Raw genomic sequence first — 26183 nt, 5'->3', positions numbered from 1 at the left:
GGGGGGAGCATGTCCGGCAGGGAGTCGATGACGGAGGCGCTCCTCGGCCCGTCGAGGCGGATATGCGAAGTGACGAGATAACCGTCAGTCCGGCAGGGCGAACACGACGAGCGCGTCGCCGGTGCCGAAACCCGAGCCCTTGGTGAACGAGGCTCCGCCGGCCGCCACGGCCACGTATTGCCCGCCGTCCAGCGAATAGGTGATCGGCGGCCCGCCGATCCCGGCACCGCACTGGAAACGCCACAGCATCGTGCCGGTCGCCGCGTCATGGGCGTCGAGATGACCGTCTTCCTCGCCGGAGAAGACGAGACCGCCGGCGGTGGCGAGCGTGCCGCCCGAAAGGCGGCTTCCCGCCTTCACCGACCATTTGATCGCGCCGCCCTTGGCGAGGTCGACAGCCGTGAGCGTGCTGAAGGAAGGCTCTCCCTTCGCCTCGCTCGTTTCGGTGAAACGGATCTGCGGCCTGCCGGCGGCGGCGGGGACAGTCCTCACCGTGTAGGTGGTCGCGCCGTGACGGACCTGGGCATAGGCCATGCTGGTCGTCGGATCGAAGGCGACCGGATGCCAGGAGATCGCCCCGAGGGGACCGGGGCTGACGACGGTTCCGGTCTCGGTGGGCGGTGCGTAGAGGTTCTTCTGCGTAGTGAGCGGCGCGGACTTGCCGAGGAGCGCGCCGGTCGCCCGGTCGTGGACGTAGAGCCAGCCGGTCTTGCTCGCTTCGGCGACCGCCTTCACCGGACCTTGCGGCGTCGCGTAATCGAGCAGGAAGGGCGGGCTCGCGACGTCGTAGCCCCATTCGTCATGGGGGACCTGCTGGTAATACCAGCGCAGCTTTCCGGTCTTCACATCGAGTGCCACGAGGCTCATCGTGTAGAGGTTGTCGCCCGGCCGCGAGAGGCCGAAATTCTGCGGCGCGGGGTTGCCGGTGCCGACATAGATCAGGCCGAGATCGGCATCGTAGGCCGGGGTCATCCAGAGCGAGCCGCCGCCGACCTTCCAGGCCTCCCTGTGCCGGGGCGCGGCCGCCTTCTCGGCGGCAATGTCGCGATTGAGCGGCACCCCATCGGCGGTCTTCTCGACGAAGCCGCCTTCCCAACCGTCCTCCTTGGTGACGTACCAGCGCCAGCGCTCCTCGCCGGTGGCGGCATCGTAGGCGGCGAGCCAGCCGCGCCGGCCGTAGCCGCCCTCGATCCCGACCACGGCGCCGCCGTCGAGCCCGCCCTTTTCGTCCTCCACGTGGAGGCCGTAGCCGGCCCCGGCGACGCCGACGATGACCAGTCCGTCGGCCACGAGGGGCGGCATCTTGAAACCGAGCCGGCTCGATCCCTGGATCGCGCCCGCGCCGAGCGTTCCGGCGAGATCGGACGCGGTCTCCGACTCGCCCTCCTCCGGGCGGACCGCCTCGTGGTCCCACAGGACCTTGCCGGTCTTGGCGTCGAGGGCGATGACCCGCCCGTCCATGGTCGCCTCGAAGACCTTGCCGCCCGAGACCGCGACACCGCGATTCGAGGGCGGTCCGAAGATCTTCTCCGTCCGCGCCTTGTGGGTGTAGGTCCAGATCACCCGCCCGGTCTTCGCCTCCAGGGCCGCCACGTGGTTCTGCGTGGTGGAGACGTACATCACCCCGTCCACCACCACCGGCTCGGCCTGGAAGTAGCCGGTGATCCCGGTCTGGAAGATCCAGGCCGGGCGCAGCTTGGCGACGTTGCCCCGGTCTATGACCGTCAGCGGCGAGAAATGCCGGTTGGTATGGTCGCGGCCGAACATCGGCCATTCCTCGGCACGCGCTCCCGGGGAGATTGCCAGGGCGCCCACCATCAGCGGAAAGACGGAGCGGCGGACCATCGCCAATGATTTGATCATCCCGTCACGCCCCATCCATCGATCGGTTGGCTTCAGTCGACGCTCAGTCGGGCGAGCCGAATGGCTGCCTCGAGCTGGAACGGCGTGTCGGCGGCGTTCATGGAACGGGCGAGATCCGCAGCATTCTGCCCGTTGCCGTCGCGCCTGGCCGGGTCGGCACCCCGCGCCAGCAGGAGTTCCACCATCTCGGTGCGGTTGAACATGGCCGCCGTCATCAGCGCGGTGCGCGTGCCGGTTCCGGTGCCGTCGATCATAGCGCCCTTCTCCAGCAGTAGCTCCACGATGGCCATGTCGCCCTTGAAGGCGGCGCCGGCGAGCGGCGTCTGCCCCCGGTCGTTGGAGAGCTCGGGGTCGCCACCGTTCTCGAGGATGAGGCGCGTGGTCTCGACCTGCCCGTTATAGGCGGCCAGCATCAGCAGGCTGTCGCCCTTGTCATTGAGGAGGTTCGCCGGGAGTCCCTGAGCGAATAGCTCTTCGAGCTCGTCCACATGCCCTGCCCGCGCATATTGGAAGACCCGGCCCGCGAAGGCCAGGGTCTCCGAGTCGAGTTCGGGAAGCGCAGGGTTGGGCGAAGCCGGCGTTTCGGATTGCATCGTCACTTTCTGTCTCAGTGAATGCTGTGTCAGGGAATGACTTTTTCGGTCCGCAACCGGCCGAACAGGTCGAGGAAACTGTCGTCGCTGGGCTGATAATCGAGGAAGCCGAGCCGGCGGCTGCGCGCCATGTCGGTGACCACCTCGATCGGTCGGCCGAGATCCGCATCGGTGTGCCATGCGGAGGCGAGACGGTCGAGGTCGGACTCGGCCAGCCCGTGGCGTTCAGCCAGATCCCTCCAGACCGGCCCGTCCTTGGCCATCTGCTCTTCGAGGGGCGTCGCCGCACCCGGATAGGGCGCCGGCTCCAGGCCGAACCATTCCGCGATGCGGCCCCACATCCACGACCAGCGGAAGACGTCGCCGTTGACCACGTTGAACGCGGTGTTCGCCGCGGCGGGATCGGTAGAGGCCCAGGCGAGATGACGGGCCAGCAGCCGCGCATCGGTGACGTCGGTCAGTCCGTTCCATTGCTGCGGTGAGCCCGGGAACAGGAACGGACGTCCGGTCTCTCGACAGAGGGAGGCGTAGACGGCCAGCGTCACGCCCATGTTCATGGCGTTGCCGAGGGCATAGCCGACGATGGTGTGCGGACGGTGCACGCTCCAACCAAAATCCTGGCGTTTGGCGGCGGCGAAGACCTCGTCCTCCTGTGCGTAGTAGAAATTCTCCACCGGCAGGCGGTCCTGGTCCTCGCGGAACGGCGTCTGCGGCAGCGCGCCTTTCCCGTAAGCTTCGAAGGGCCCGAGATAATGCTTGAGCCCGGTCACCAGGGCCACGTGGCGCAACGGAGCGGATTGCAGGCTGTCGAGGAGGTTGCGCACCATGGCGCCATTGACGCGGCAATTCTCGGCTTCGGTCGCCTGCCGCATCCAGGTGGTGATGAACACATGTGTCGGCGCGAGGTCCGACAAGGCCGCCCGCAGGGAGGCCGGATCGGTCAGGTCCGCCGTCACCGGGGTCACGCCCTCGATATCCACGGGCCGGCGCGCCAGACCCAGGACGTTCCAGCCCTCGGCGACGAGGTGGCGTGCGAGGTTGTTGCCGACGATGCCGCTCGCACCCGCGATGAGCGCCGTACCCTTGATCCTGTCCGACATGCTGTCTCCAATAGAGGTGCATTCCTCCTCGGCCTATCCGATGGAGGGACCGGCCGAGGAGAGAATGTGTCTATCGGAACGCGGGAGGCCGGATGTCGATCCGGCGTGGATCCGCTTCAGGCGATGGGGGTCAGCTCGCCGGTCTCGCTGATCTCGTCGGTATGCACGTCGAAGCTCGCGAGCAGGGCCGTGCTGAAGCTCGTGGAGATCGCCACGTCGGTGGCGTCGCGGCCTCGCGCAATGAGGATGCGGCCGATGCGGCGCTTGTTGTTGCGGGCGTCGAAGGTGAACCAGCGCCCGTCGAGATAGACTTCGAGCCAGGCCGAGAAGTCGCCCGGCGGCACCACGGGCACGCCGATATCGCCGAGATAGCCGGTGCAGTAGCGGGCCGGGATGTTCATGCATCGGCAGAAGGCGACGGCGAGATGTGTGAAATCGCGGCAGACGCCGATCTTCTGCGTGTAGGCTTCGAAAGCCGTGCGGGTGGCATCGGCCTGCTGGTAATCGAACTTGATGTGCCGATGCACGAAATCGTGGATCGCCTGGACCCGTGCCCAACCCTCGGGTGTGGTGCCGAAGAGACCCCAGGCGATGTTTGAGAGCTTGTCGGTCTCACAATAGCGGCTGCCGAGCAGGAACGGCATGACGTCGTCCGGGAGATCCTGCACCGGATGCTGTTTCGCCTCGGGCACGAGTTCGTCCAGTTCGCCGGAATCCTCGACCATGAAATCGGCCGAGACCGTGATCCGACCACCGGGGGCGAGGATGCGGGTGCAGACGTTGCCGAACGGATCGAGGTAGCTGTGAGCCTCCACCGGCGGCTCGATCGTCATCGTCTCCGGCGTCAGCAGATCACCGCCCCTGGATGGGTGGACGTTGAGCATCAGGGTGATCGGCGTCGGGCCGAACGTGTCGTAGCCGATCGTGTAGCCGGTCCGGATTTTCATGGGGTCGCTCGCATCGGGCAAAGGGGGGCGCGGCTCGTCTCCACCCGCCGCCGCCCTGCGCCCGAGACCGTGGGCCTCGAGCGAGCGGGTGGCGTCGAGGCGGCGACGATCTGGTGCCGCCATGCCCGCCTCGGCCGCCCCCGTTCGAGAGCGGTATCGTCTCGTCACTCGTTAGCACACGGAAAGGTTGCCACCTAACGTTTTGGTGCTCCTCAGGTTTCATCCAGGGCGGCCCGGAGATCGGCGAGGTCGAGGCGGCGGGTGAACATGGTGAGGCCACCCTCGGCATCGCGCGGCCATTCCGCTTCCGGCCTGTCCCTGTAGAGTTCGACCCCGTTCATGTCCGGGTCGCGCAGGTACAGTGCCTCGCTCACACCGTGGTCGCTGGCCCCGTCGAGGGCGATGCCGGCCGCGTCGAGACGCTGCAGGGCATCGGCGAGGGAGGCGCGGGTCGGATAGAGGATTGCGAGGTGGAACAGGCCGGTCGTACCGGGCGGCGGCGGGCTGCCGCCTTCGCTCTCCCAGGTGTTGAGCCCGATATGGTGGTGGTAATCCCCCGCCGCGATGAAGGCGGCCTGGGTGCCGTAGCGAGCCTTGAGGGAGAATCCGAGCACGCCGCAATAGAAGGCAAGAGCCCGGTCGAGATCGGCGACCTTGAGATGGACATGGCCGATCCGCGCCTGCGGATGGATCGGGTTCGACGTCGTCGTCATGATGGGTCTCGCTCCTGATTGGCGCGAAGCGATGGGCCGCCCTTTCCCCTTTCGTTCCGCGGGGCCATATTCCACCCATGCCTCCTGCGAACAAACCCCGCGTCTCCTCGGCGAAGGCTTCGAAGCCCGAGCTGAAACCGCTCGACGAGCACCTGGCGGCCCTGCTGAGCCCCGCGCTCAACCGTAACCGGCTGCCCGTCGTCGAGAATCCTGCGCCGCCGGCTCCGCCGAAGAAGCCCGGCAGGCCCAAGAAAGCCGCATCGCCGCCCGGCGGTTTCGGTGAAGCGCCGCAGGCCGGGTTCACCCTCGGCGACGCGGCCGAGGTCGACCCACGCCTCGCCCAGGCGCTGGGAATCACGCCGCCGGAAGACGGCCCGGCACCCGAGGCGTTGGCGAACGAGGATGAAGGTTCACTGGCCACCGACGGCGTATCCGCCACGGTCGACGCGCTGTCGCGCCTCCTCACCGAGGGCAACCCGCTGTTCCGGGACGGCAAGACCTGGGCGCCGCATCGCCCGGAGCGGCCAAAGAAATCCGAAGGCGGCCTCGCCTTCACGTTGAAATCCGAGTTCGAGCCGGCGGGCGACCAGCCGCGCGCCATCGCCGAACTGGTGGAGGGGGTGAACAAGAACGAGCGCGATCAGGTGCTGCTCGGCGTCACCGGCTCCGGCAAGACCTTCACCATGGCCAAGATCATCGAGGCGACGCAGCGCCCCGCCCTGATCCTGGCGCCGAACAAGACCCTGGCGGCGCAGCTCTACGGCGAGTTCAAGAGCTTCTTCCCCGACAACGCGGTGGAGTATTTCGTCTCCTACTACGATTACTACCAGCCCGAGGCCTACGTGCCGCGCTCCGACACGTTCATCGAGAAGGAATCCTCGATCAACGAACAGATCGACCGGATGCGCCACTCGGCCACCCGCGCTCTGCTCGAGCGCGACGACGTCATCATCGTCGCCTCGGTCTCGTGCATCTACGGTATCGGCTCGGTGGAGACCTACACCGCCATGTCGTTCACGGTGTCGCTGAACGAGCGGATCGAGCAGCGCCAACTGGTCGCCGACCTCGTGGCGCTCCAATACAAGCGCATCCAGTCCGACTTCGCCCGCGGCACCTTCCGGGTGCGCGGCGACGTGATCGAACTCTGGCCTGCCCACTTGGAGGATCGCGGCTGGCGCATCGGCCTGTTCGGCGACGAAATCGAGTCGATCACCGAATTCGATCCGCTCACCGGCAAGAAAATCAATGACCTCAAATTCGTGAAGGTCTACGCCAACTCGCACTACGTCACGCCGCGCCCGACGCTCCAACAGGCGATCAAGGGCATCAAGACCGAGCTGAAGCTTCGGGTGGACGAGCTGACTAAGATGGGCCGGCTCATCGAGGCACAGCGGATCGAGCAGCGCTGCACCTTCGACATCGAGATGATCGAGGCGACGGGCGCCTGCAACGGTATCGAGAACTATTCGCGCTACCTCACCGGCCGCAAGCCCGGCGAGCCGCCGCCGACGCTGTTCGAATACCTGCCCGACAATGCCATCGTCTTCACCGACGAGAGCCATGTCACGGTTCCGCAGATCGGCGGCATGTACAAGGGCGACTTTCGCCGCAAGGCGACGCTGGCCGAATACGGTTTCCGCCTGCCCTCCTGCCTCGACAACCGCCCGCTCCGGTTCGAGGAATGGGACGCCATGCGACCGCAATCGGTCCACGTCTCGGCGACCCCGGCAAAGTGGGAGATGGAGCAGACCGGCGGCGTCTTCGCCGAGCAGGTCATCCGCCCCACCGGGCTCGTCGATCCGGTGATCGAGATCCGCCCCGCCCGCTCTCAGGTGGACGATCTGCTGGGCGAAGTGCGCGAGGTCGCGCAGGCCGGCTACCGCACGCTGGTGACGACGCTGACCAAGCGCATGGCCGAGGACCTGACCGAGTATTTGCACGAGAACAGCGTCCGCGTGCGCTACATGCACTCGGACATCGATACGCTGGAACGGATCGAGATCATCCGTGACCTGCGGCTCGGCGCGTTCGACGTGCTCATCGGCATCAACCTGTTGCGCGAGGGCCTCGACATCCCGGAATGCGCCCTCGTGGCGATCCTCGACGCCGACAAGGAAGGCTTCCTGCGTTCCGAGACCTCGCTGATCCAGACCATCGGCCGCGCCGCGCGTAATGCCGACGCGCGCTGCATTCTCTACGCGGACAACATCACCGGCTCGATGGAACGGGCCATGGCGGAGACCGAGCGCCGCCGCCAGAAGCAACTCGCCTATAACGAGGAGCACGGCATCACGCCGCAGAGCGTGAAGCGCGGAATCTCCGACATTCTCAGCAGCGTGTTCGAGGGCGACCACGTCCAGGTCGATACGGGTCTGGCCAAGAACGCGGCCACGATCGGCCACAACTTCAAGGCCGTCATGGCCGATCTCGAGAAGCGCATGCGCACGGCCGCCGCCGATCTCGATTTCGAGGAAGCGGCGCGCCTGCGCGACGAGCTGAAGCGCCTCCAGGCGACGGAGCTTCTGCTTTCCGACGACCCTATGGCGCGCCAGGGTGACGTGGAGCGCGATGCCGGAAAGTACGGCGCGAAGCGGAGTCGTATTTCGAAGCCGAGCCTCGACAATATGGGCCCGGGCACCGACCGCGAATTACCCGTGGGAGGCGAAGCGCCGCTCTGGGCCGAGCGCCCGAAGGCGCGCTCGACCCAGGGGCTCGGCGGCCAGAAGCCGAAATACAAGGGCGGCGGCGGGCGCAAGCGCGACTGAAACCCGCACCGGCGTCGGAACCCCCGGCCTAGGCTCGGGCTTGGAGAAGCATGTGACGGCGCCCGAACCCGGGCGCCCCCGTGCCTCGAACCGACGGAGCAATCCCATGCGCAAGGAACCTCTCATCCGGGCGAGCCTGCTCCTCGCTGCCGGCATCTTCTTGGTGCAGACCGCGCCTGCCCAGGCAATCTCCGATCGCCGCGACCAACCGACGGCCGCCGACGTGCCGTCGGAAACCCGATCCGGCGAGACATCCGGTTCGAAGCCCATCGGCGACGTGAAGCCGCCGAGCGCCATCCGCCCCACGACGGCTGTGACCGAGGATGACGGCAAGTCGTCTCGGACCAACCCGCTCGATCATCTGCCCGCGCGCGACCGCGCCGGGACCGGCGGACGCCGGGAATAGAATTCGCCGTCAAGGCTCGCTGCTCAGGAGGAACGACCATGGGATTACTCGATCAGGTCATCGGCGGTGTGCTCGGCAACGTCCTCGGCAGTGGCCGGGGCAGCGATCACCAGCAAGGCGGCGGTTCCGGTGGCGGAGCGCTCGGAGGCTCCCTGTCACCCATCGTGCAGGCTTTGCTGATGCTGCTCCTGCAGAAGGGCGGCGGCGGGTTGAGCGACATCCTCGGCGGCGGTCGGGGAGGCCAGCCGGAAATGGAGCAGGGCCGGCGCGGGCCGCCCGAGCCCTATGACGACGGTGACCAGGGCGGCTTCAACCAGGACCCGTACAATGAGGGCCGAGACCGTGGCGGCTATGGCGGCGGATCACGCGGATCGTCGCCGGAAGGCGATTTCAGCGACCTGTCGGGGATGCTCGACGGACCCGGCGGCGGTCAGGGCTACCAGGGCTCTCGCGATCAGGGCCATTCCTCCGGCGCGGGGCCTTACAGCCGCCTCGACCAGGAGCAGGGCGACGATCTCGGTGGGTTCGACGGGTTGATCGACCGGCTCCAGCGCGGCGGTCTCGGCGACGCCATCGGTTCCTGGATCGGGCATGGACAGAACCAGCCCGTCGAGCCGAACCGGCTCGCGGACGCCCTCGGTTCAGACACGGTGAACACGCTGCAGAGTCGCACCGGCCTCTCCCGTGACGATCTGCTGTCACAGCTGGCCCAGGCGCTACCGGGCGTCATCGACGGACTGACCCCGCAAGGACGGAAGCCGGATCTCGAGGAGCGTCGCGGCTGGTAATACCGAGTCAGGCCCGGCGAACAGCAGGTTTGCTGGGCTTCGCAGGCTGGCAGGTGGCACAGTAGAAGGTCGAGCGTCCCGATTGCACGATCCGCGCTATGGTGCCGCCGCAGCCTTTCGCCGTGCAGGGTTCGCCGGTGCGGTCGTAGACGCGGAACGCATGCTGGAACGAGCCCGACCCGCCATCGGTATGGGCGTAGTCGCGCAGGGTGGACCCGCCGGCGGCGACGGCTTCGGTGAGCACGTCGCGGATCATCCGTGCGAGCAACCGCGCTTTCGTCGTCGGGCGCCCATCGTCTTTCGCCAGGATTCCCGCCGGCAATTCGGGATGCAGCCCGGCGCGGTGAAGCGCTTCGCAGACATAGATGTTGCCAAGACCGGCAATCAGCCGCTGATCGAGGAGAGCGGCCTTCAGCGGCGTGATCTTGTTGCGGAAGAGGAGCGCCAGGCTCTCCGGGCCCATGGCCTCGCTCAGTGGCTCGATCCCCATCGCGGCGAAATGCTTACAGCCGGCGAGGTCCAGGGTCGGCACGAGATCCATGAAGCCGAAGCGGCGCGCGTCGTTATAGGTGACGGTGGCGCCGTTCGACATCGCCATCACCACATGGTCGTGCTTGGCGTTGCCGAGCGCTCCTTCGAGATAGAAATCTCCGGGCGAGACGTTACGACCATCCGGCAAGGCCACGTCGAAGCGCCCGCTCATGCCGAGATGCAGGATCAACGTCTCTCCCGTGTCGAGACCGGCGGTGAGGTATTTCGCCCGTCGCGCCAGATCGGTCACCGTGGCGCCTTCGAGCCGCTGGGCGAAGCGCTCGGGGAAGGGAAACCGCAGGTTCGGCCGGCGCAGGGTCACGCGGGAGAAGCGTGCACCCACCATGGCGGGGGAAAGCCCGCGACGGACGGTTTCGACTTCGGGCAGTTCTGGCATGGAGGGGGGCGAGGCTCTGGATCGGGGGACGGCGCCGACATGACGAGGGTCGGCATCCGCCACCGATCGTCATGCACCTGTCTAACCCGGCACATGGCGATCCTTGCCGGCTTTCGCTATGACGCTCGCGCAAGAGGATGGTGACATGAGTTCGGCCGAGCGTTCGAAGGACGAGACCAGCACGCATTTCGGGTTCGAGCAGGTTGCGCTCGACGAGAAGCAGGGGCGTGTCGACGACGTGTTCCGCTCCGTGGCGAAACGCTACGACCTGATGAACGACTTGATGTCGGGCGGGCTCCACCGCGCCTGGAAGTCGCATCTCATCTCGATGCTGCGGCCACCACGCAACCGGCCTTTCCACCATCTCGATGTGGCCGGCGGCACCGCCGACATCGCCTTCCGCTGCCTGGAGGCGGGGGGGCCCGAGACCCATGTCACAGTGCTCGACATCAACGAGGCGATGCTGCGGGTCGGCGCCGAGCGCGCCGGCCACCGCTATGACGGGCGGATCGATTTCGTCACCGCGAATGCCGAGTCGCTTCCCCTGCCGAACGAGGCGTTCGACGCCTACACCATCGCGTTCGGCATTCGGAACGTGCCCCGGATCGACCTTGCCCTGGCCGAGGCGCGCCGCGTCCTGAAGCCCGGCGGGCGCTTCTTGTGCCTCGAATTCTCCAAGGTAGACCTGCCGGTCCTCGACCGCATCTACGACGCCTATTCGTTCCACGTAATTCCTCGCTTGGGCGCCAGCGTGGCCGGCGACGCGGATTCCTACCGGTATCTCGTGGAATCCATCCGCAAATTCCCGACCCCTGGTCGATTTGCCGGCATGATCGAGGAAGCCGGGTTCAAGCACGTCACCCACCGGCCCCTGTCCGGCGGGATCGTGGCGATCCATTCCGGCTGGAAGATCTCGTGAAACCAGAACGGATCGATCTGCCCGATCTGGTCCTACACAGCTCCCTCATCCTGAGGTGCCGCGATAGCGGCCTCGAAGGAGGCCTCCAGATCGCAGGGCGGCCTCTGGAAACCTCCTTCGAGGCCGCCGCCGAGCGTCGGCACCTCAGGATGAGGTTCAGTGGTGGGCCGAGTGCTGGTCCTGCCGTGATCACGCACGTCGAAAGCATCCCATGCTAGGCGCCATCGTCTATCTCATCCGTGGTGCCGGGGTCGGCTTTGTGCTGGCGCGCGAAGGCGGGCTGTCGTTCATCGACCCCACCGAGCTGCCGCCGCATCTTCGCTTCGCCCTGAAGCTCGGGCGGATGCTGGAACGGCCGGGCCTCGGCGCAGGGGCGGGTCCGCTGCAGCGCGCTCTGACGCGGCTCGGCCCCTCCTACGTCAAGTTCGGCCAGTTCCTGGCGACGCGGCCCGACATCGTCGGCATGAATGCCGCCCTCGATCTCGAGAAGCTGCAGGACCGGGTTCCGCCTTTCCCACAGGAGCAGGCGATCCGCGTGGTCGAGGCCGCCTTCGGCAAGCCGGTCCGCGAACTGTTCCTGTCCTTCAGCGAGCCCGTGGCCGCCGCGTCCATCGCCCAGGTCCACAAGGCCCACATTCTCGACGCGAACGGCGTCGAGCGGGTGCTGGCGGTGAAGATCATGCGGCCGGGCGTGCGGGAGCGGTTCCAGCGCGATCTTCAGGTGATGCGGTTCATGGCCCGCGTGGTCCATGCCCTGTCGCCGAAGGCCGAGCGCCTGCGTCCGCGCGACGTGGTCGAGATCCTGGCCCGCTCCGTGATGATGGAGATGGATTTCCGGCTCGAAGCCGCGGCCATGTCCGAGCTGGCGCAGAACACCAAGGACGATGCCGATTTCCGCGTGCCGAAGCCCGAATGGGAGCTGACCGCGCGGGACGTGCTGTCGAGCGAGTGGATCGAGGGCATCCGGCTCAATGATCGCGCCGCCATCGTCGCCGCCGGCCACGACCCCAAGGCGCTCGGCCTCGCGGTCATCCAGTCCTTTCTACGGCAGGCGATTCGCGACGGCTTCTTCCACGCCGACATGCATCCCGGAAACCTGTTCGTGGATGCGAGCGGCACGCTCGTGGCGGTCGATTTCGGCATCATGGGCCGGCTCGGGATCATGGAGCGGCGCTTCCTCGCCGAGATCCTGCTCGGCTTCATCCTGCGCGACTACAAGCGCGTGGCGCAGGTGCATTTCGAGGCGGGCTACGTGCCGGCCCACCATTCCGTGGAGGATTTCGCCCAGGCCATCCGCGCCATCGGCGAGCCGATCCACCAGCGACGGGCCGACGAGATCTCGATGGCCAAGGTGCTGACCCTTCTCTTCGACATCACTGCCCTGTTCGACATGAGCACGCGCACCGAACTGGTGATGCTGCAGAAGACCATGGTGGTGGTGGAGGGCGTCGCCCGCTCCCTGGACCCGCAGCTCGACATGTGGACCGGGGCGGAGCCGGTGGTCCGCTCGTGGATCGCGCGCAATCTCGGCCCCCTCGGGCGAATCGAGGGTGCGGGACGTGCGGCCCTGACCTTGTCCGACGTCGTCACCGACCTGCCCGATCTCGCCCAGCGCCTGCGCCGGATTCTCGTGCGTCTCGACGAGAGCGGAACCGGCGACCGCAAGGCGCTGGAAAGCATCGCCCGCAAGGAGCGTCGCCGGGCGCTCTGGTCCACGGCGGCGCTCTGGGCCATCGCGGTAGGCGCGCTGGTGATGGCGTTCCGGTAAGGGCCGGGTGAACGGGATGGCGCGGACACCGCTGTTCGTGGCTGCCATGCCAAATCCGTTCGCTGTGGACGATCACGAAGAGCGGGAGTAGCCCTCCATCATGACCCTCCCCCTCCAGAACCGACGCATCCTGCTCGTCATCGGCGGCGGTATCGCCGCCTACAAGTCGCTGGACCTGATCCGCCGCCTCCGCGAGCGCGGGGCGCGGGTGCGTCCGCTGCTCACGTCGGGGGCACAGGAATTCGTGACCCCCCTCGCCGCTGCCGCCCTGGCCGGAGAGCGCGCCCATACCGACCTGTTCGATCGGGCGGAGGAAGCCGATATCGGCCACATCAAGCTGGCACGCGATGCGGATGCCATCGTAGTTGCGCCCGCCACCGCGAACCTGATGGCGCGGATGGCGAGCGGAGACGCTTCGGACCTCGCCTCCACGGTTCTCCTGGCGACGACCCTCCCGATCCTGATCGCTCCGGCGATGAATGTCCGCATGTGGCGGCATCCCGCGACGCGTCGGAATCTCGCGACCCTGAAGAGCGACGGTGTCCGGGTGGTCGGACCCAATGACGGCGCCATGGCGGAAGCGGAGTTCGGTCCGGGCCGCCTCGCGGAGCCCTTGGAGATCGCCGATGCGGTCGAGGCCATGCTCGGTAAAATCTCGAAAGCATCCTCGGCGGCGACCGGGGGATTCGGATTTCTGGCCGGTCGTTCGCCGCAGAAGCCTCTCGCGGGCCGGCGCGTCCTCGTGACGTCCGGCCCGACGCATGAACCGATCGACCCTGTGCGCTACCTCGCCAACCGCTCGTCGGGGCGACAGGGCCACGCCATCGCTGCCGCTGCCGCAGAAGCGGGCGCGGAGGTCACGCTGATCTCCGGTCCCGTGGCCATCGCCGATCCGAAGGGCGTCACGATGGTGCGTGTGGAGACCGCGCGGGAGATGCTGGCGGCGGTGGAGGCCGCCCTCCCCGCCGACCTCGCCATCTTCGCTGCGGCAGTGGGGGACTGGCGCCCGGCACAGGATCACGCGTCCAAGATCAAGAAGGACGGGGCGGCCGTGCCTCCCCTCTCGCTTGTGGAGAATCCGGACATTCTCGCCACCATCGCCCAGCGCAGTGAAGGACGCCCGAGGCTGGTGGTCGGCTTTGCCGCCGAAACCGATTCGGTGATCGCCCATGCCCGGGCGAAGATCGCCCGCAAGGGCTGCGATCTGCTCGTCGCCAACGATGTCTCCGCCGAGGCCGGTGTCATGGGCGGCACCGCCAACACCATCCATCTGCTCGACCGGGATGGGGGTCTGGAGACATGGCCGACCCTCGACAAGGACGAGGTTGGGCGACGACTGGTGGAGCGCTTCGCCGCGCGGCTTGCATCGTGATGCGGATCAATCCCGCGGATGCCACGTTAAGGCTTGACGAACCCTTCGCACCGCATCATGTGGGCGCAACCGCCGTTGCCCGGCATATGCTCGGCTCGGTGGATCACAGGAACTTTCGAACCCAATGCCCAGCGACAGTAGTCGATGGACCGCGCCGACTTCGGCCGACAGCGTGTTGAGCGCCTGATCGCTTGATCGGGTTCACCCGCGATCGGCCCTGACGGCCGGTCGAACGAGGTGAGCCCATGACCTTCCAGACCCTTGCTTTCCGCCGTGCCCGCTCGCGCGCCGCTTCGCCCTCCCGCGACAACAGCGTGGCGTTGATCCTTCTCGTGATGATGACCCTGGTCTTCGCACCCGTCATCGGCATGCATCTGGTGGCGGCCTTCGCCCCCTCCTCGCTTCCTTCGACGATGATGACGCGCTCGACCGGCACGGCGATACCGCCGGGCTGAGCCCGGCGGCCGGATGCACGTCTCAGGATTGCGGCGGAATGGCTGCCGGATCCATATGCATCAGCTCCCAGACGTGGCCATCCGGATCTTGGAACGAGCAGCCATACATGAAGCCGTAATCCATGTTCGGCTTCCAAGGCTTGGCCCCGGCCGCCAGCGCCTTGGCCAAGGTATCGTCGACCTCCTGACGTGATTCGCAGGAGAGACAAGTCAGCACTTCGGTGGCCTTCGATGCATCGCAGATGTCGCCGGTGATGAAGTCACGGAAGCGCGCTTCCGTCAGCAGCATCACGAAAATGCTGTCCGACACCACCATGCAGGCCGCATTCTCATCGGTGAACGCCGGATTGAACGTGAAGCCCAGGGCGTCGAAGAACGTCTTCGAGGCTTCGAGATCCTTCACCGGCAGATTGACGAAGATCATCCGCATGTCTGTCGCTCCTTCTCATGATTCCGATGGGCATGGTGGGTCACGAACAGTGATCAGTCCGCTTCCTGCTGCTTGGCCGCGAGGGCGGATTCGTCGGCCGTGATCTTGCGGAAGGAGGGGCGATCCTTGATCCGGGCCACGTAGGCGACGATCACGGGTTCTTCCGGGACGAGTTTGAACGCGGTCATCCAGCCGAGTGCGGCACCCCAAAGGATGTCGGCGGCGCTGAACCGCTCGCCCAGAAGATACGGCCCCTTCGACAGGCCCGCGACGATGCTGTCGAGAACCGCGTCGAAGCTGCCATAGGGCGACATCGCCATCGGGCCCGGTTCTCTTTCGAGCGCGCGGTCGATCACCGCCGGCTCGAAGCACGACCCGTAAAGGATCATCCAACGAAGATAGGGACCGCGCAGCGGGTCCCCGACCGGCGGCGCGAGGCCCTTCTGGGCGAACTCGTCGGCGAGATAGAGATAGATCGCGGCCTGCTCGGTGATGACCGCATCCCCGTGCCGGATGGCAGGGACTTTCCCCAGGGGATTGATCGCCAGATAGGCGGCCTGGCGATGCTCCCCCGCCCGCATATTGAGGACGTGCAGGCGATAGGGCACCGCGAGCTCGTCCAGCAGGATTCGGACGCCAGACGAGCGCGTGTTGGGTGAATGATAGAGCGTGATGTCGGAGGTCATCTATTCCGTTTCGCGTGCGAATCGTGGAAGGCCACTTTCTCCGAAGCCCGGTCCCGGTCAAACGTCGTCTCATCGTCGAGCGAAAAAAGACAGTCGCCGGATGATCGTGTCGGGAACGAGAGGGCTGTGTCGGGGCGCCCCGTTCGACTGTCGAGGCTGCGGATAACCTGTTCGTAGTCCGATACAATACTTGCTGTCAGCCGATTGTTTTGTTCGACCGGCGTCATTCAGTGCGGAATGTCGATGGCCCGAGCGAGGGTTCGGCAGCATCGGCGGTACGGACATTCGCGCCTGTCGCGTTGACGGAATGCCGGGGCGTGTCTATAGAGCGCGCTTCGCCGACAGGCCGCACTCACGCAGCCCGTCGGCTTCGCCATTGCCCGAACAACCTTCGCGCGTAGACCGACACACCAAGCCCGCGGGCTCGTCGGCATCGCCCTACATGAACGAGGATGCCCCATGGCCAACACCGTGTCGGCCAAGAAAATGACCCGCAAGATCGCGAAGCGGACCGCTGTGAACCGCTCGCGCCGCAGCCGTATGCGTACCTTCCTCCGCAAGGTCGAAGAGGCGATTTCCGGCGGCGACCAGTCCGTTGCGCTGACCGCCCTGCGGGCAGCCGAGCCCGAGATCATGCGGGCCGCTCAGCACGGCATCGTTCATAAGAACAACGCCTCCCGGAAGGTTTCGCGCCTCGCGGCGCGGGTCAAGGCTCTCGCAGCCTGATCCCTTCCTTCCTTGGATGACGCGAAAGAAGCCCGGCCTCAGTGCCGGGCTTCTTTCGTTTCAGGCCGTGTTTTCCCGCCTCTGTCCCAATGCTTCCGTCGTGCGAGCCCGCCGGATGTTTCGTCGCGGGTCATTGCCATCCCGGACTGTCCGGTGGGCTGTTGGTCGCTCCAATCCGAGTCGAACCGTTAACCCTACTTGCGAATCTGCCGTGTTGCGGAGTCTAGGAGGGCTGTGTAGATTAATGATGTCTCGCCAAAAGCGGGAAAATTCACACTTAATTCAAACCTATCCGAATCGTCCGCAAGGTTTCGGGCGGCTCAGGACTCGGTGCGGATCAGCGAGACTCTCAGGGCACCTCACGCTGCTTTCCCCGCAACCCCCGTTGTTAGGAGAACCGTAGCTTATTGTTGATAGGGTCTTCTCATCGGCAAAAGCCTGCGGTGGAGGTGTTGACTCCGCCGGATCTCTATGGGTTCCGCGAATTCCTTGCGGGGCGTGAAGTCAGTCCAGTGTGCGTACGTTCCGGGCGGCGGCTTCCGCCCTCGGCGCGAGGAGAGCGATGATGCATGTCGACGGTAGCGTGGCGGGTAACGCCGAGACCGGCATGAGTGGCGCAGGGGGATCGGACACGGTTGCTGCCTGGGCGCGCGTGAAGCGGCGCCTGCGGGCGGAACTGGGCGAAGACGTCTTTGCCAGCTGGTTCGCGCGTCTCGAATTGGTGGAGGTGGTCTCCGGGACCGCCCGCCTCAGCGTGCCGACCCGGTTCCTCAAGAGCTGGATCGAATCCCATTATCTCGACCGTGTCCTGGCCACGTTCCGCAGCGAAGTCGAGAGCGTCTCGCTCATCGAGGTGGGCGTTCGCGGGGCCGGTGCTCCCCCACGCGTCGTTTCGGGTGCGGTCAAGTCCTCGGCTCCCGCGAGTCCCCTCGCCCGTCTCCAGGCCGCCAGCAGCGCGCAGCCCTCATCCGGCGAGATGAGCTTCCCGGCCGAGGCGGAATCCTCTTCTCAGGCGCGCGGCGAAGCCTCCGGTGACCTCAACGGCGCGCCCCTCGACAATCGCCTCACCTTCGCGAGCTTCGTCGTCGGGCGATCCAATGCCCTGGCACACGCCGCAGCCGAGCGCGTGGCCCGTCATGACGGCCAGGGTGCCCTCTACAATCCGCTCTATTTCCATGCCGGCGTCGGCCTGGGTAAGACCCACCTTCTCCACGGAATCGGCCACGCCGCGCGCGAATCCGGCCGCCGGGTGATCTACCTCACCGCCGACCGCTTCATGTACGGCTTCGTCAACGCGCTGAAGACCCAGAGTGCGCTCGCCTTCAAGGAGAAACTGCGCGCCATCGATCTGCTGATCCTCGATGACGTCCAGTTCATTCAGGGCAAGTCGATTCAGGCTGAGTTCGGGCACACGATCAACTCGCTCATCGATGCGGGCCGTCAGGTCGTCGTCGCCTCGGATCGTCCGCCCACCGAACTCGAAGCCCTGGAAGAGCGGGTGCGGTCGCGCCTGGCTGGCGGCCTCGTGGTCGAGATCGGCACGCTGGACGAGCAGCTGCGCATGTCGATCCTGTCCGCACGGCTGGCCGCTGTGCGGGTGGCGCATCCGAATTTCGAGGTGTCGCCCACCGTCGCCACCTATGTCGCCCGTGCGATCACCGCCAATGGCCGCGATCTCGAAGGCGCCGTGAACCGGCTTCTCGCCCATGCCACGCTCACCGGCACCGCCGTGACCATGGAGACGGCGGAGACGGCGATCCGGGACCTCGTGAAGAACCGCGAGCCGAAGCGCATCAAGATCGAGGACATTCAGAAACTGGTCGCCTCGCGCTACAACGTCTCGCGTTCGGACATCCTGTCGGAGCGGCGGACCGCCGCCGTGGTCAAGCCGCGCCAGATCGCGATGTACCTCTCCAAGGTGCTGACCCTGCGGTCGCTGCCCGAGATCGGCCGCCGCTTTGGAGGGCGCGACCACACCACCGTGCTCCACGCGGTCCGCAAGATCGATAAGCTGATCGGCGAGGACAATGTGCTGAACGACGAGGTCGAGCTCCTCAAGCGGATGCTGCAGGACTGAAAGCCTGGACGAGGCGAAGCTGCATGAGCAGCTTCGCCTCGAGCTCGAGCGAAAGCTCCGGTTCGCGGTCACCGGCATTGCCGACCGAGGGCGTCGAAGAAAGCCGGGGCAAGCGCTCGAAGTGGTTGCCCTGGAGGACGTCTCTTCCGCATTGCCCTGGATAGAGCGTTTCGCGCTCTTGCGTTCGGACAGGGCCTTCGCCAAGTTCACCGGCCAAGCCGCCGGCTCCATCCGTCATCGTTTTCGGGGTCGGCGACGTTTTTCCGACTGACCACGAGTTGTTGCGATGAAAGTCACTGTCGAGCGCGCGGCCCTCCTTCGATCGCTCGGCCACGTGCATCGTGTGGTTGAGCGGCGCAATACGATTCCGATCCTCTCCAATGTGCTCCTGCGCAGCGGAACCGACGGATTGGAGTTGAAGGCGACCGATCTCGACATCGAGGTGACGGAATCCGTGCCGGCCGACATCGTCGATCCGGGCGCCACCACGGTGCCCGCCCATGTGATCTACGACATCGTACGCAAGCTCCCCGACGGGGCGCAGGTCTCGCTGGAGACCAGCGGCGAGACCGGGCAGATGACGATCCGTTCCGGCCGCTCGCGCTTCTCCCTCGGTGCCCTGCCCGAAGGTGACTTCCCCGATCTCGCCGCCGGCGAACTCGGCACCAGCTTCGCCATCGGCGCGAGCGACCTCAAGCGTCTGATCGAGAAGACCCAGTTCGCCATCTCCACGGAAGAGACGCGGTACTACCTCAACGGGATCTACCTCCACACGATCGATGTCGACGGCGCCCTCAAGATGCGTGCGGTCGCCACCGATGGCCATCGCCTCGCCCGCGTCGAGATCGACGCTCCCGACGGCAGCCGTGGCATGCCGGGCATCATCGTGCCGCGTAAGGCCGTGGCGGAGATTCAGAAGCTGGTGGAGGATGGCGGCGAGACCGTCGAGATCGACCTGTCGCCGGCCAAGATCCGCTTCCGCTTCGCCAGCGGCGTGACGCTGATCTCCAAGCTCATCGACGGCACCTTCCCCGACTACCAGCGGGTGATCCCGTCGGGGAATGACAAGTTTCTCACGGTGCAGCGCGACGAGTTCGCCCGTGCGGTCGACCGTGTCTCGACGATCTCGTCCGAGCGCGGCCGCGCGGTGAAGCTCGCCGTGCAGGAGGGCCGCCTCGCCCTTTCCGTCAACAACCCGGATTCCGGCAGCGCCACGGAAGAGCTCGACGTCGATTACGAGGCCTCCGCCCTCGATATCGGCTTCAACGCTCGCTACCTCCTCGACATCACGAGCCAGCTCGAGGGCGACACGGCTCTGTTCAAGCTCGCCGATCCCGGCTCGCCGACCCTGATCCAGGACCGCGAGGGCGCCTCGGCGCTGTATGTGCTGATGCCGATGCGGGTGTGATCGAGGTCGTTTCGCCGATTACCCTAGAAAGTTCGGGCATCGTGGATCCATCCACCGACGAACCGTCCGTCGTCGGTCTGCGCCTCACCCGTGTCATCTGCCGCGACTTCCGCAACCATGCCGATCTCGACCTCGCCGTCGGGAGCCGCTTCGTCGCGCTCGTCGGAGAGAACGGGGCGGGGAAGACTAACCTCCTCGAATCGATTTCGCTCTTCTCCCCCGGCCGTGGCCTGCGGCGCGCGGACCTATCAAGCATGGCGCGCAATGCCGGCTCCGGCGGGTTTGCGGTCTCCCTCGCGCTCAAACAGGGCGAGGAGGAACATCGCATCGGCACGGGCTTCGAGCCCGCCGTGGGCGATGGCCGGGCCACGCGTCTATGTCGGATCGACGGCGAGACGGTGGGTTCCCCCGTAGCCTTCTCCGAGTTCCTGAGGGTGGTCTGGCTGACGCCGGATCTCGACGGGTTGTTTCGCGGCCCCGCCGGCGACCGCCGCCGCTTCCTAGACCGTCTGGTCCTTGCCGTCGACGCGACGCACGGCGCCAGGGTGAACGCGCTGGAGCGGGCACTTCGATCCCGCAACCGCCTGCTCGAAGAACGACCCAGCGACGGGCAATGGCTCGATGCGGTCGAGCGCGAAGTCGCCGAACTCGGCGTCGCTGTGGCGTTGGCGCGGCGCGAGACCGCCGAGCGGCTGGATCGTCTCATCGCCGAGACCCGCGACGACGCGCAGCCCTTTCCATGGGCGGGGCTGAGGCTGGAAGGCGACCTAGACGATCTCGTGGCCGTCTGGCCGGCCCTGGAGGCGGAGGACCGGTTCCGCGCCGCCCTGCGCCAGGGCCGCCACCGCGACCGTGCCGCCGGGCGCACCCTGGTCGGCCCGCAGGCTACCGACCTCGTTGTCCGCCACGGACCGAAGGACGTGGCCGCCGCGACCGCTTCGACAGGTGAGCAGAAGGCGCTGCTCATCGGCCTCGTCCTGGCCCATGCGCGCCTAGTTCAGGCCATGTGCGGCATCGCTCCCGTCATCCTGCTCGACGAGGTCGCGGCGCATCTCGATCCGCGGCGGCGGGCGGGCCTGTTCGATGCCTTGGCCGCCCTGCAGGGTCAGGTCTGGATGACCGGCGCCGATCCGGCGTTGTTCGCCGAGCTGGACGGCCGGGCTGACATGGTTTCGGTGTCCGACGGGCGTATCGTGCCCGCCTGAATCACCGCGCGATCAGCCGCTCGAACATCTCGTAATTTACCGGATTGTCGGGACACAGGCCGAATCCGCATTCTGCGAAGGTCGAGCCGGCATTGGCCAGCGCCACGACGAGGAACAGCAGGACCACGGAAAGACCGAGCGCCCCGGCCCGGGTGCCGGGGAGAACCGTCGGCGCCGTTCCGGTGGGCTGCCCGAGGACCGAGACCGTCTCGGAGCGCGACACGGCGGCCTCAGGAGTGAACTGCCGATCCCACAGGCACAGGATCGCGACGGCGACGATGATGCCGGTGAAGGCGATGAGCGCCCAGACATAGAAATGGAAGCCGAACAGATCCGAGCCATAGGTCCCGGTTCCGGGGATGATGTGCAAAGCCGTCTGACGGGCGGAGACCGCGCCTCCCACCACGGCGCTGAGGATGACGATGGCATAATGTGACGGTCTCGGCCGGTCGCAGATATTGAGGACGAGCCCCAGCCCGACTGAAGTGAAAGCGGCGCGCTGGAGCACGCAGAGCGGGCACGGCAATTCTCCGAAGACGATCTGAAACCAGAACGCCACGAGCAGGATGAGGCTGCAGCCGAGGAGTCCCGCTGCGTTCAGCGCGCGGGCGAGGGACGATGCGGACATTCCGTGGCCTTCAGAAGACGAGCGGCAGGGCGTCGGTGGCGTGCTCGCGGAACAATGCCAGCAGCACGCCCAGGGACAGGCCCCAGAGCAGCAAGGCCAGGCCGCGTCTCCCGGCGATCGCCGCCCCCGTGGCGCCAGCGAAACCGAGGAAGGGAAGGACCATCATGGGATAAACTCGCCGGTCTTTCATCGGCCCGCGATGACGACCCGCTGACCCTTGCCCAATCTGAGCAGACATCTCCTTTCGGGTGACTTAAGATGTGAAGTCTTTGTATGCCCTGTATTGCAACTGTCGACCGGAGCAGGCGTCATTCCCATCGCGCATCTTGTCGTTTTTGCCGCCATCTACGCCGCCGCCGTAGCCTCCCCCGGGCCCGGCATCGCAGCCCTGGTGGCGCGTGTCCTCGCCGAGGGCACCCGCGGCATCGGTGCCTTCGTCGCGGGCTTCATTGTCGGCGACCTGATATGGTTCGCGGTAGCGGCCGGTGGATTCGCCCTGGTGGCGCAGACCTTCGCGCCGCTTCTCGTCGCCCTGAAATATGCCGGCGCGGTCTATCTCGTTGTCCTGGCGTTCAAAGCCTGGACATCTCGGGTCGGCGTGATCGACGCGGAGCCTCTTCGTGACGAGAGCGCATTGCGTCTGTTCGCGGGCGGCCTCGCCATCACCCTGGGCAACCCGAAGGTGATCCTGTTCTTCCTGGCCCTGCTGCCGACGGTGGTCGATCTCGACCGGATCGATGCTCTGGGGCTGGCGGAGCTTGGTGTCACCATCGTTCTCGTCCTCGGCACCATCCTCTCCGGTTACGTCCTGGCGGCCGAACGAGCCCGGCGCGTGATGACCTCCGCCAGGGCGCGAAGACTGCTCAACCGTGGATCCGGAACGGTCATGGCTGGTGCCGCCGTCGCGATCGTATCCCGTTGACACGTTCGAGATCGAGGCGAGGCGGCAATCCCGACGATTGACCTCGGAGCCCGGGGCCGTCAAAGCCACCATCCTGGCAAATGACGGCCGCGACGGCGGCATTGCCGTGCCGAGGATGGCCGGCGCGACGTCCGCCTGCCGCCCTTCCCTGACCGCGATGACGGGCCCTGCATGACCGACCGCCTCGACGAAGCTCGACGCGCCCTCAAGAAGACCTTCGGCTACGACGATTTCCGGCCCGGACAGGACGAGGTGATCGGTGCCGTCCTCGATGGGACAGACGTGTTCGCGGTGATGCCGACGGGCTCGGGCAAGTCGATGACCTATCAGTTGCCGGCCCTGGTCGAATCCTCACTCACGGTGGTCGTGTCGCCGCTGATCGCCCTGATGCACGATCAGGTCCAGCAGATGATCGGTTTCGGCGTCGAAGCGGCGACCCTGAACTCATCGGTGGCGGAGGCGACGTCGCGGGAGACCTGGCGCAAGATCCGCAGCGGCGATCTGCGGCTCCTCTTCGTCTCGCCTGAGCGGCTGATGATGGAAGGGCTGATGGATGCCATGCGCGGGGCCGGCGTCCGGCGGCTGGCCGTGGACGAGGCTCATTGCGTCTCGCAATGGGGCCATGATTTCCGCCCTGAATACCGCGACCTCTCCAAGGCGCGCGAGGCGTTGGGGAATGTCCAGACCGTGGCGCTCACCGCCACCGCCGACAAGGCGACGCGGGCCGACATCACCGAGCGGCTGTTTCCGGCCGGCCGCGACCTGAAGGCCTTCGTGCATTCCTTCGACCGGCCGAACATTCGGCTGACTTTCACGCCGAAGGACAACCCGACCCGCCAGATCGAGCGCTTCCTGCGCCACCGCCGCTCCGAGAGCGGGATCATTTACTGCTCGTCGAGGAAGCGCACGGAGCAGCTCGCGGAGGTGCTCGCCAAGGATGGGTTCAACGCCCTCCCCTACCATGCCGGCCTCGACCAGGGCACGCGCATGAAGAACCAGGACACGTTCCTGCAGGAGGATGGGGTGGTGATGACCGCCACCGTCGCCTTCGGCATGGGCATCAACAAGCCGGACGTGCGCTTCGTCTGCCACGCCGACATGCCCTCCAATGTCGAGGGCTACTATCAGGAGATCGGCCGCGCCGGCCGCGACGGCCTGCCCGCCGACACGCTCACGATCTACGGCCTCGACGACATGTCTCTGCGCCGACGGCAGATCGACGAGAAGGACGTGCCGGACGAGCGCCGCCGGGTCGAGCGGCGCAAGCTGGAGGCGATGATCGCGCTTTGCGAGGGTGCGACCTGCCGGCGGCAATCGCTGCTCGGCTATTTCGGCGAGGCGAGCGAGCCCTGCGGGCGTTGCGACCTCTGCCGCAGCGGCATCTCGCTCATCGACGCCACCGTGCCGGCACAGAAACTGCTCTCTGCCATCGTCCGTACGGGGCAGCGTTTCGGCGCCGCCTATGTCTGCGATGTCGTCCACGGCAAGGAAACCGACACGATTCGGCGCAACGGCCACACGGCCCTGAAGACCTTCGGCGTCGGTGCCGACAAGCCGCTCCCGGCATGGCGGGCAATGCTGCGCCAGCTCTTTGCAGCCGGTGCCGTGGCGGAAAACGACGACGGGTTCGGCGGGCTCTCCCTGACCGAAAAGGGCGAGGCCATCCTGTTCGGCCGCGAAGCGATCCAGATGCGGCCTGACCCGGAGCCGAAGGTGGCCGAGCCGCGTGACCGGAAGCGCAGCGGCGCGGCGCGCGAGGATGCGACCCTCGATCTCGATCCGGCGACGGAAGCTTTGTTCCAGCATCTCAGGGGCCTGCGTGCCACCATCGCCCGCGGCGAAGGCATCGCCGCCTTCATGGTTTTCCCTGACCGCACGCTGATCGAGATGGCCAAGGCCAAGCCCGTCGACCTCTACGCCTTGCGGACGGTGCACGGCGTCGGTGAGCGCAAGCGCGACGCCTATGGCGACCGCTTCGTCACCGCCATCGCGGAATACCTTACGCACGGCTAGCGCTGGGCCCGAGCATGTCGGGCCGGACACAGCTCCAGCCCCTTGTTGTGCCGCGCTCGTTTTCGTCGAACCGGCATCCACGTCGGCGGAGAGCGCTCTCGACCGGCACAGCCTGATGCGGTTTCGCACTCGTATCAGGCCGGCCAGTTCGTGTAGGCAGCGGATTCGGCGCCCCGCTCGCGCCTGTCTTCCACACAGTCACGGATACCAGCCCCATCGCCTCCGACCCGCCGGCCCCCGACACCTTGCCTCGCCAGGTCTTCTACATGCCGGGTTTCGACCCGCGTGAGCCCGAGACCTATTGGGGCCTCTTCCGGCGGGAGAGCCGGCTGACCGCCGTCCGGCGCGGCATGACCATCACCGTGAGCGATCCGGAACGGTCCGCCGACGGATTGCGCCTCGACTGGCGGGTGGAGGCGGATGGCGCGCCGACGCGCTACACCCTGCTGCGCTGGGACGACATCGTCCGCGCCCGGTTTCCACGTTCGACCCTGCGCCGGCTCGTCGAGGTGCCCGCACTCTGGTGGCGGCTCTTACGGGACGGCTACCCGAAGCGATTCCGTCGCGAGGCGAAGCGCTTCGCCCGCGTGATCATCGGCGTCCACGCGATCTATGCCGCCCTGGTGGTCCTCTCCCTCGTCCTCGCGGCTTTGCCGGCCTGTCTCGGACCGGAGCAATGGCGACCCTGGAGCCTCGCGGCGATCCCCGTTCTCGCCTACGGGATTCATCTCGGCCTGATGGCGGTGACACGGGGCAAGCCGTTCTACGTCGCCCATCTGGTGGACGATACCGCCTTCACCTACGACCATGCCAGCGGCGCCGAGACCCGGATGCGCGCGCGCCTCGACGCCTTCGCGACCGAGATCCAGGCCGCCGAGGGCCATGCCTCCGAGATCGTCGTCATCGGCCATTCCTCGTCGAGCTTTCTCGGCATCGAGGCCCTCGACCGGATCCTCACCCGCGATCCGGATTTCGGCTTGCGCGGCACGCCCGTCTCCTTCGTCAGCATCGGCAGCGTGATCCCCTGGATCACCCTCGATGCGCCGGCCAAAGAGATGCGCGCAGCGCTCTCCCGGGTGGCGGCGGCACCGGCGATTCGCTGGATCGACGTGCGCGCGAAATGGGACTGGCTCTCGGTTCACGATCGCGACGTGCTCACCGCTTCCGGTGTCCCGTCGCTTGCCGGGCACCAGCCGGTGGAGATCCATGTCCGCATTACCGATCTGATCGAGCGCAAGATCATCGCCCGGCGCAAGTGGAACCTGTTCCGCATGCATTTCCAGCTTCTGATGTCGAGCCTGAACCCGGAGGCGTTCGATTACGTCGCCTTCGTCGCCGGGCCGGAGCCTATCCACAGCATCATCGACCGCTGTCGCGGAGCGGGTGTTCTGCCCCCGTCCAAAGCGGCCTGACGGCGCTTTTCCACGAGAGCGCATGGCCGGACGCCGCGATGACGTGTTGCCAGCACAGG

At 66.6% G+C, this 26183-nt stretch carries 25 protein-coding genes; 14 read left to right on the top strand and 11 right to left on the bottom strand.

The window, feature by feature from the left end:
• Nucleotides 1-84 precede the first annotated feature (84 nt).
• The 5 genes from AC0IXR_RS18340 to AC0IXR_RS18320 all read right to left on the bottom strand — a co-directional run bounded on the left by AC0IXR_RS18340 (nucleotide 85) and on the right by AC0IXR_RS18320 (nucleotide 5216).
• Entirely contained in the window at nucleotides 85-1818 is a 1734-nt protein-coding gene (locus tag AC0IXR_RS18340; RefSeq protein ID WP_471761816.1) for an outer membrane protein assembly factor BamB family protein, read from the bottom strand.
• A gap of 77 nt (nucleotides 1819-1895) precedes the next feature.
• Nucleotides 1896-2456, bottom strand: a complete 561-nt coding sequence (locus tag AC0IXR_RS18335) for an ankyrin repeat domain-containing protein (protein ID WP_471761815.1) — start codon at nucleotides 2454-2456, stop codon at nucleotides 1896-1898.
• A 29-nt stretch (nucleotides 2457-2485) separates the two neighbouring features.
• Nucleotides 2486-3544, bottom strand: a complete 1059-nt coding sequence (locus tag AC0IXR_RS18330; protein ID WP_471761814.1) for an SDR family oxidoreductase — start codon at nucleotides 3542-3544, stop codon at nucleotides 2486-2488.
• 128 nt (nucleotides 3545-3672) lie between these two features.
• Nucleotides 3673-4503, bottom strand: coding sequence for a transglutaminase domain-containing protein (locus AC0IXR_RS18325; protein ID WP_471761813.1), 831 nt, complete (start codon nucleotides 4501-4503; stop codon nucleotides 3673-3675).
• 212 nt (nucleotides 4504-4715) lie between these two features.
• Complete coding sequence (locus tag AC0IXR_RS18320; RefSeq protein ID WP_056424800.1) at nucleotides 4716-5216, bottom strand: VOC family protein; 501 nt, start codon at nucleotides 5214-5216, stop codon at nucleotides 4716-4718.
• Nucleotides 5217-5293: 77 nt separating this feature from the next.
• Here AC0IXR_RS18320 and uvrB point away from each other — a divergent pair, with 77 nt between their 5' ends.
• From uvrB to AC0IXR_RS18305, 3 genes are all read left to right on the top strand, one after another.
• On the top strand, nucleotides 5294-7981 hold the full coding sequence (gene uvrB / locus AC0IXR_RS18315; protein ID WP_419952280.1) for an excinuclease ABC subunit UvrB: 2688 nt from the start codon (nucleotides 5294-5296) through the stop codon (nucleotides 7979-7981).
• 106 nt (nucleotides 7982-8087) lie between these two features.
• A complete protein-coding gene (locus AC0IXR_RS18310; RefSeq protein ID WP_056424796.1) occupies nucleotides 8088-8387 on the top strand; it encodes a hypothetical protein in 300 nt (99 codons plus the stop codon).
• A gap of 38 nt (nucleotides 8388-8425) precedes the next feature.
• Entirely contained in the window at nucleotides 8426-9175 is a 750-nt protein-coding gene (locus AC0IXR_RS18305) for a YidB family protein (RefSeq protein WP_471761710.1), read from the top strand.
• 7 nt (nucleotides 9176-9182) lie between these two features.
• Here the strand turns inward: AC0IXR_RS18305 and mutM are convergent, their stop codons facing one another.
• On the bottom strand, nucleotides 9183-10103 hold the full coding sequence (gene mutM / locus AC0IXR_RS18300) for a bifunctional DNA-formamidopyrimidine glycosylase/DNA-(apurinic or apyrimidinic site) lyase (RefSeq protein WP_471761709.1): 921 nt from the start codon (nucleotides 10101-10103) through the stop codon (nucleotides 9183-9185).
• Nucleotides 10104-10248: 145 nt separating this feature from the next.
• Here mutM and ubiE point away from each other — a divergent pair, with 145 nt between their 5' ends.
• The 4 genes from ubiE to AC0IXR_RS18280 all read left to right on the top strand — a co-directional run bounded on the left by ubiE (nucleotide 10249) and on the right by AC0IXR_RS18280 (nucleotide 14617).
• Entirely contained in the window at nucleotides 10249-11022 is a 774-nt protein-coding gene (ubiE, locus tag AC0IXR_RS18295) for a bifunctional demethylmenaquinone methyltransferase/2-methoxy-6-polyprenyl-1,4-benzoquinol methylase UbiE (RefSeq protein WP_461222737.1), read from the top strand.
• A 211-nt stretch (nucleotides 11023-11233) separates the two neighbouring features.
• Nucleotides 11234-12790 (top strand): 2-polyprenylphenol 6-hydroxylase, encoded by a 1557-nt coding sequence (ubiB, locus tag AC0IXR_RS18290; protein WP_419952284.1) that lies wholly within the window; start codon nucleotides 11234-11236, stop codon nucleotides 12788-12790.
• Nucleotides 12791-12890: 100 nt separating this feature from the next.
• The gene (locus tag AC0IXR_RS18285) at nucleotides 12891-14162 is read left to right on the top strand and encodes a phosphopantothenoylcysteine decarboxylase domain-containing protein (RefSeq protein ID WP_471761708.1); all 1272 of its coding nucleotides are present in this window, start codon (nucleotides 12891-12893) and stop codon (nucleotides 14160-14162) included.
• Nucleotides 14163-14407: 245 nt separating this feature from the next.
• The gene (locus tag AC0IXR_RS18280) at nucleotides 14408-14617 is read left to right on the top strand and encodes a hypothetical protein (protein ID WP_056258007.1); all 210 of its coding nucleotides are present in this window, start codon (nucleotides 14408-14410) and stop codon (nucleotides 14615-14617) included.
• A gap of 22 nt (nucleotides 14618-14639) precedes the next feature.
• On the opposite strand, the gene AC0IXR_RS18275 is transcribed toward AC0IXR_RS18280, so the two are convergent.
• Together AC0IXR_RS18275 and AC0IXR_RS18270 are read right to left on the bottom strand one after the other, a co-directional pair.
• Complete coding sequence (locus AC0IXR_RS18275) at nucleotides 14640-15047, bottom strand: VOC family protein (protein WP_461234108.1); 408 nt, start codon at nucleotides 15045-15047, stop codon at nucleotides 14640-14642.
• 53 nt (nucleotides 15048-15100) lie between these two features.
• Complete coding sequence (locus AC0IXR_RS18270) at nucleotides 15101-15733, bottom strand: glutathione S-transferase family protein (protein WP_471761707.1); 633 nt, start codon at nucleotides 15731-15733, stop codon at nucleotides 15101-15103.
• A 459-nt stretch (nucleotides 15734-16192) separates the two neighbouring features.
• On the opposite strand from AC0IXR_RS18270, the gene rpsT reads away from it, so the two are divergent.
• Entirely contained in the window at nucleotides 16193-16459 is a 267-nt protein-coding gene (gene rpsT / locus AC0IXR_RS18265) for a 30S ribosomal protein S20 (RefSeq protein WP_018042629.1), read from the top strand.
• 565 nt (nucleotides 16460-17024) lie between these two features.
• Nucleotides 17025-18536, top strand: coding sequence for a chromosomal replication initiator protein DnaA (gene dnaA, locus AC0IXR_RS18260; protein WP_207412677.1), 1512 nt, complete (start codon nucleotides 17025-17027; stop codon nucleotides 18534-18536).
• Here dnaA and AC0IXR_RS18255 read toward each other — a convergent pair.
• Nucleotides 18514-18870, bottom strand: coding sequence for a hypothetical protein (locus tag AC0IXR_RS18255; protein ID WP_471761821.1), 357 nt, complete (start codon nucleotides 18868-18870; stop codon nucleotides 18514-18516). The genes dnaA and AC0IXR_RS18255 overlap by 23 nt on opposite strands.
• On the opposite strand from AC0IXR_RS18255, the gene dnaN reads away from it, so the two are divergent.
• Both dnaN and recF read left to right on the top strand, forming a co-directional pair.
• Entirely contained in the window at nucleotides 18823-19944 is a 1122-nt protein-coding gene (gene dnaN, locus AC0IXR_RS18250) for a DNA polymerase III subunit beta (protein WP_311274883.1), read from the top strand. The two genes, AC0IXR_RS18255 and dnaN, sit on opposite strands and share 48 nt — an antisense overlap.
• A gap of 41 nt (nucleotides 19945-19985) precedes the next feature.
• Nucleotides 19986-21149 (top strand): DNA replication/repair protein RecF, encoded by a 1164-nt coding sequence (recF, locus tag AC0IXR_RS18245; protein ID WP_056424987.1) that lies wholly within the window; start codon nucleotides 19986-19988, stop codon nucleotides 21147-21149.
• Between the two features lies 1 nt (nucleotide 21150).
• On the opposite strand, the gene AC0IXR_RS18240 is transcribed toward recF, so the two are convergent.
• Nucleotides 21151-21777, bottom strand: a complete 627-nt coding sequence (locus tag AC0IXR_RS18240) for a disulfide bond formation protein B (RefSeq protein WP_471761706.1) — start codon at nucleotides 21775-21777, stop codon at nucleotides 21151-21153.
• Nucleotides 21778-21787: 10 nt separating this feature from the next.
• Nucleotides 21788-21943 carry a DUF5993 family protein gene (locus AC0IXR_RS18235; protein WP_018042624.1) on the bottom strand — a complete coding sequence of 52 codons (156 nt, stop codon included), beginning with the start codon at nucleotides 21941-21943 and terminating at the stop codon, nucleotides 21788-21790.
• A 117-nt stretch (nucleotides 21944-22060) separates the two neighbouring features.
• Here AC0IXR_RS18235 and AC0IXR_RS18230 point away from each other — a divergent pair, with 117 nt between their 5' ends.
• The 3 genes from AC0IXR_RS18230 to AC0IXR_RS18220 all read left to right on the top strand — a co-directional run bounded on the left by AC0IXR_RS18230 (nucleotide 22061) and on the right by AC0IXR_RS18220 (nucleotide 26124).
• Entirely contained in the window at nucleotides 22061-22699 is a 639-nt protein-coding gene (locus tag AC0IXR_RS18230) for a LysE family translocator (RefSeq protein WP_471761705.1), read from the top strand.
• A gap of 171 nt (nucleotides 22700-22870) precedes the next feature.
• Nucleotides 22871-24712 (top strand): DNA helicase RecQ, encoded by a 1842-nt coding sequence (gene recQ / locus AC0IXR_RS18225; protein WP_471761704.1) that lies wholly within the window; start codon nucleotides 22871-22873, stop codon nucleotides 24710-24712.
• Between the two features lie 266 nt (nucleotides 24713-24978).
• Entirely contained in the window at nucleotides 24979-26124 is a 1146-nt protein-coding gene (locus tag AC0IXR_RS18220; RefSeq protein WP_471761703.1) for a hydrolase, read from the top strand.
• Nucleotides 26125-26183 lie beyond the last annotated feature (59 nt).

This window comes from Methylobacterium sp. AC832, assembly GCF_979256025.1.
The sequence above is the reverse complement of the archived record's forward strand: the minus strand, read 5'-3'. Positions and strand labels throughout refer to the sequence as shown.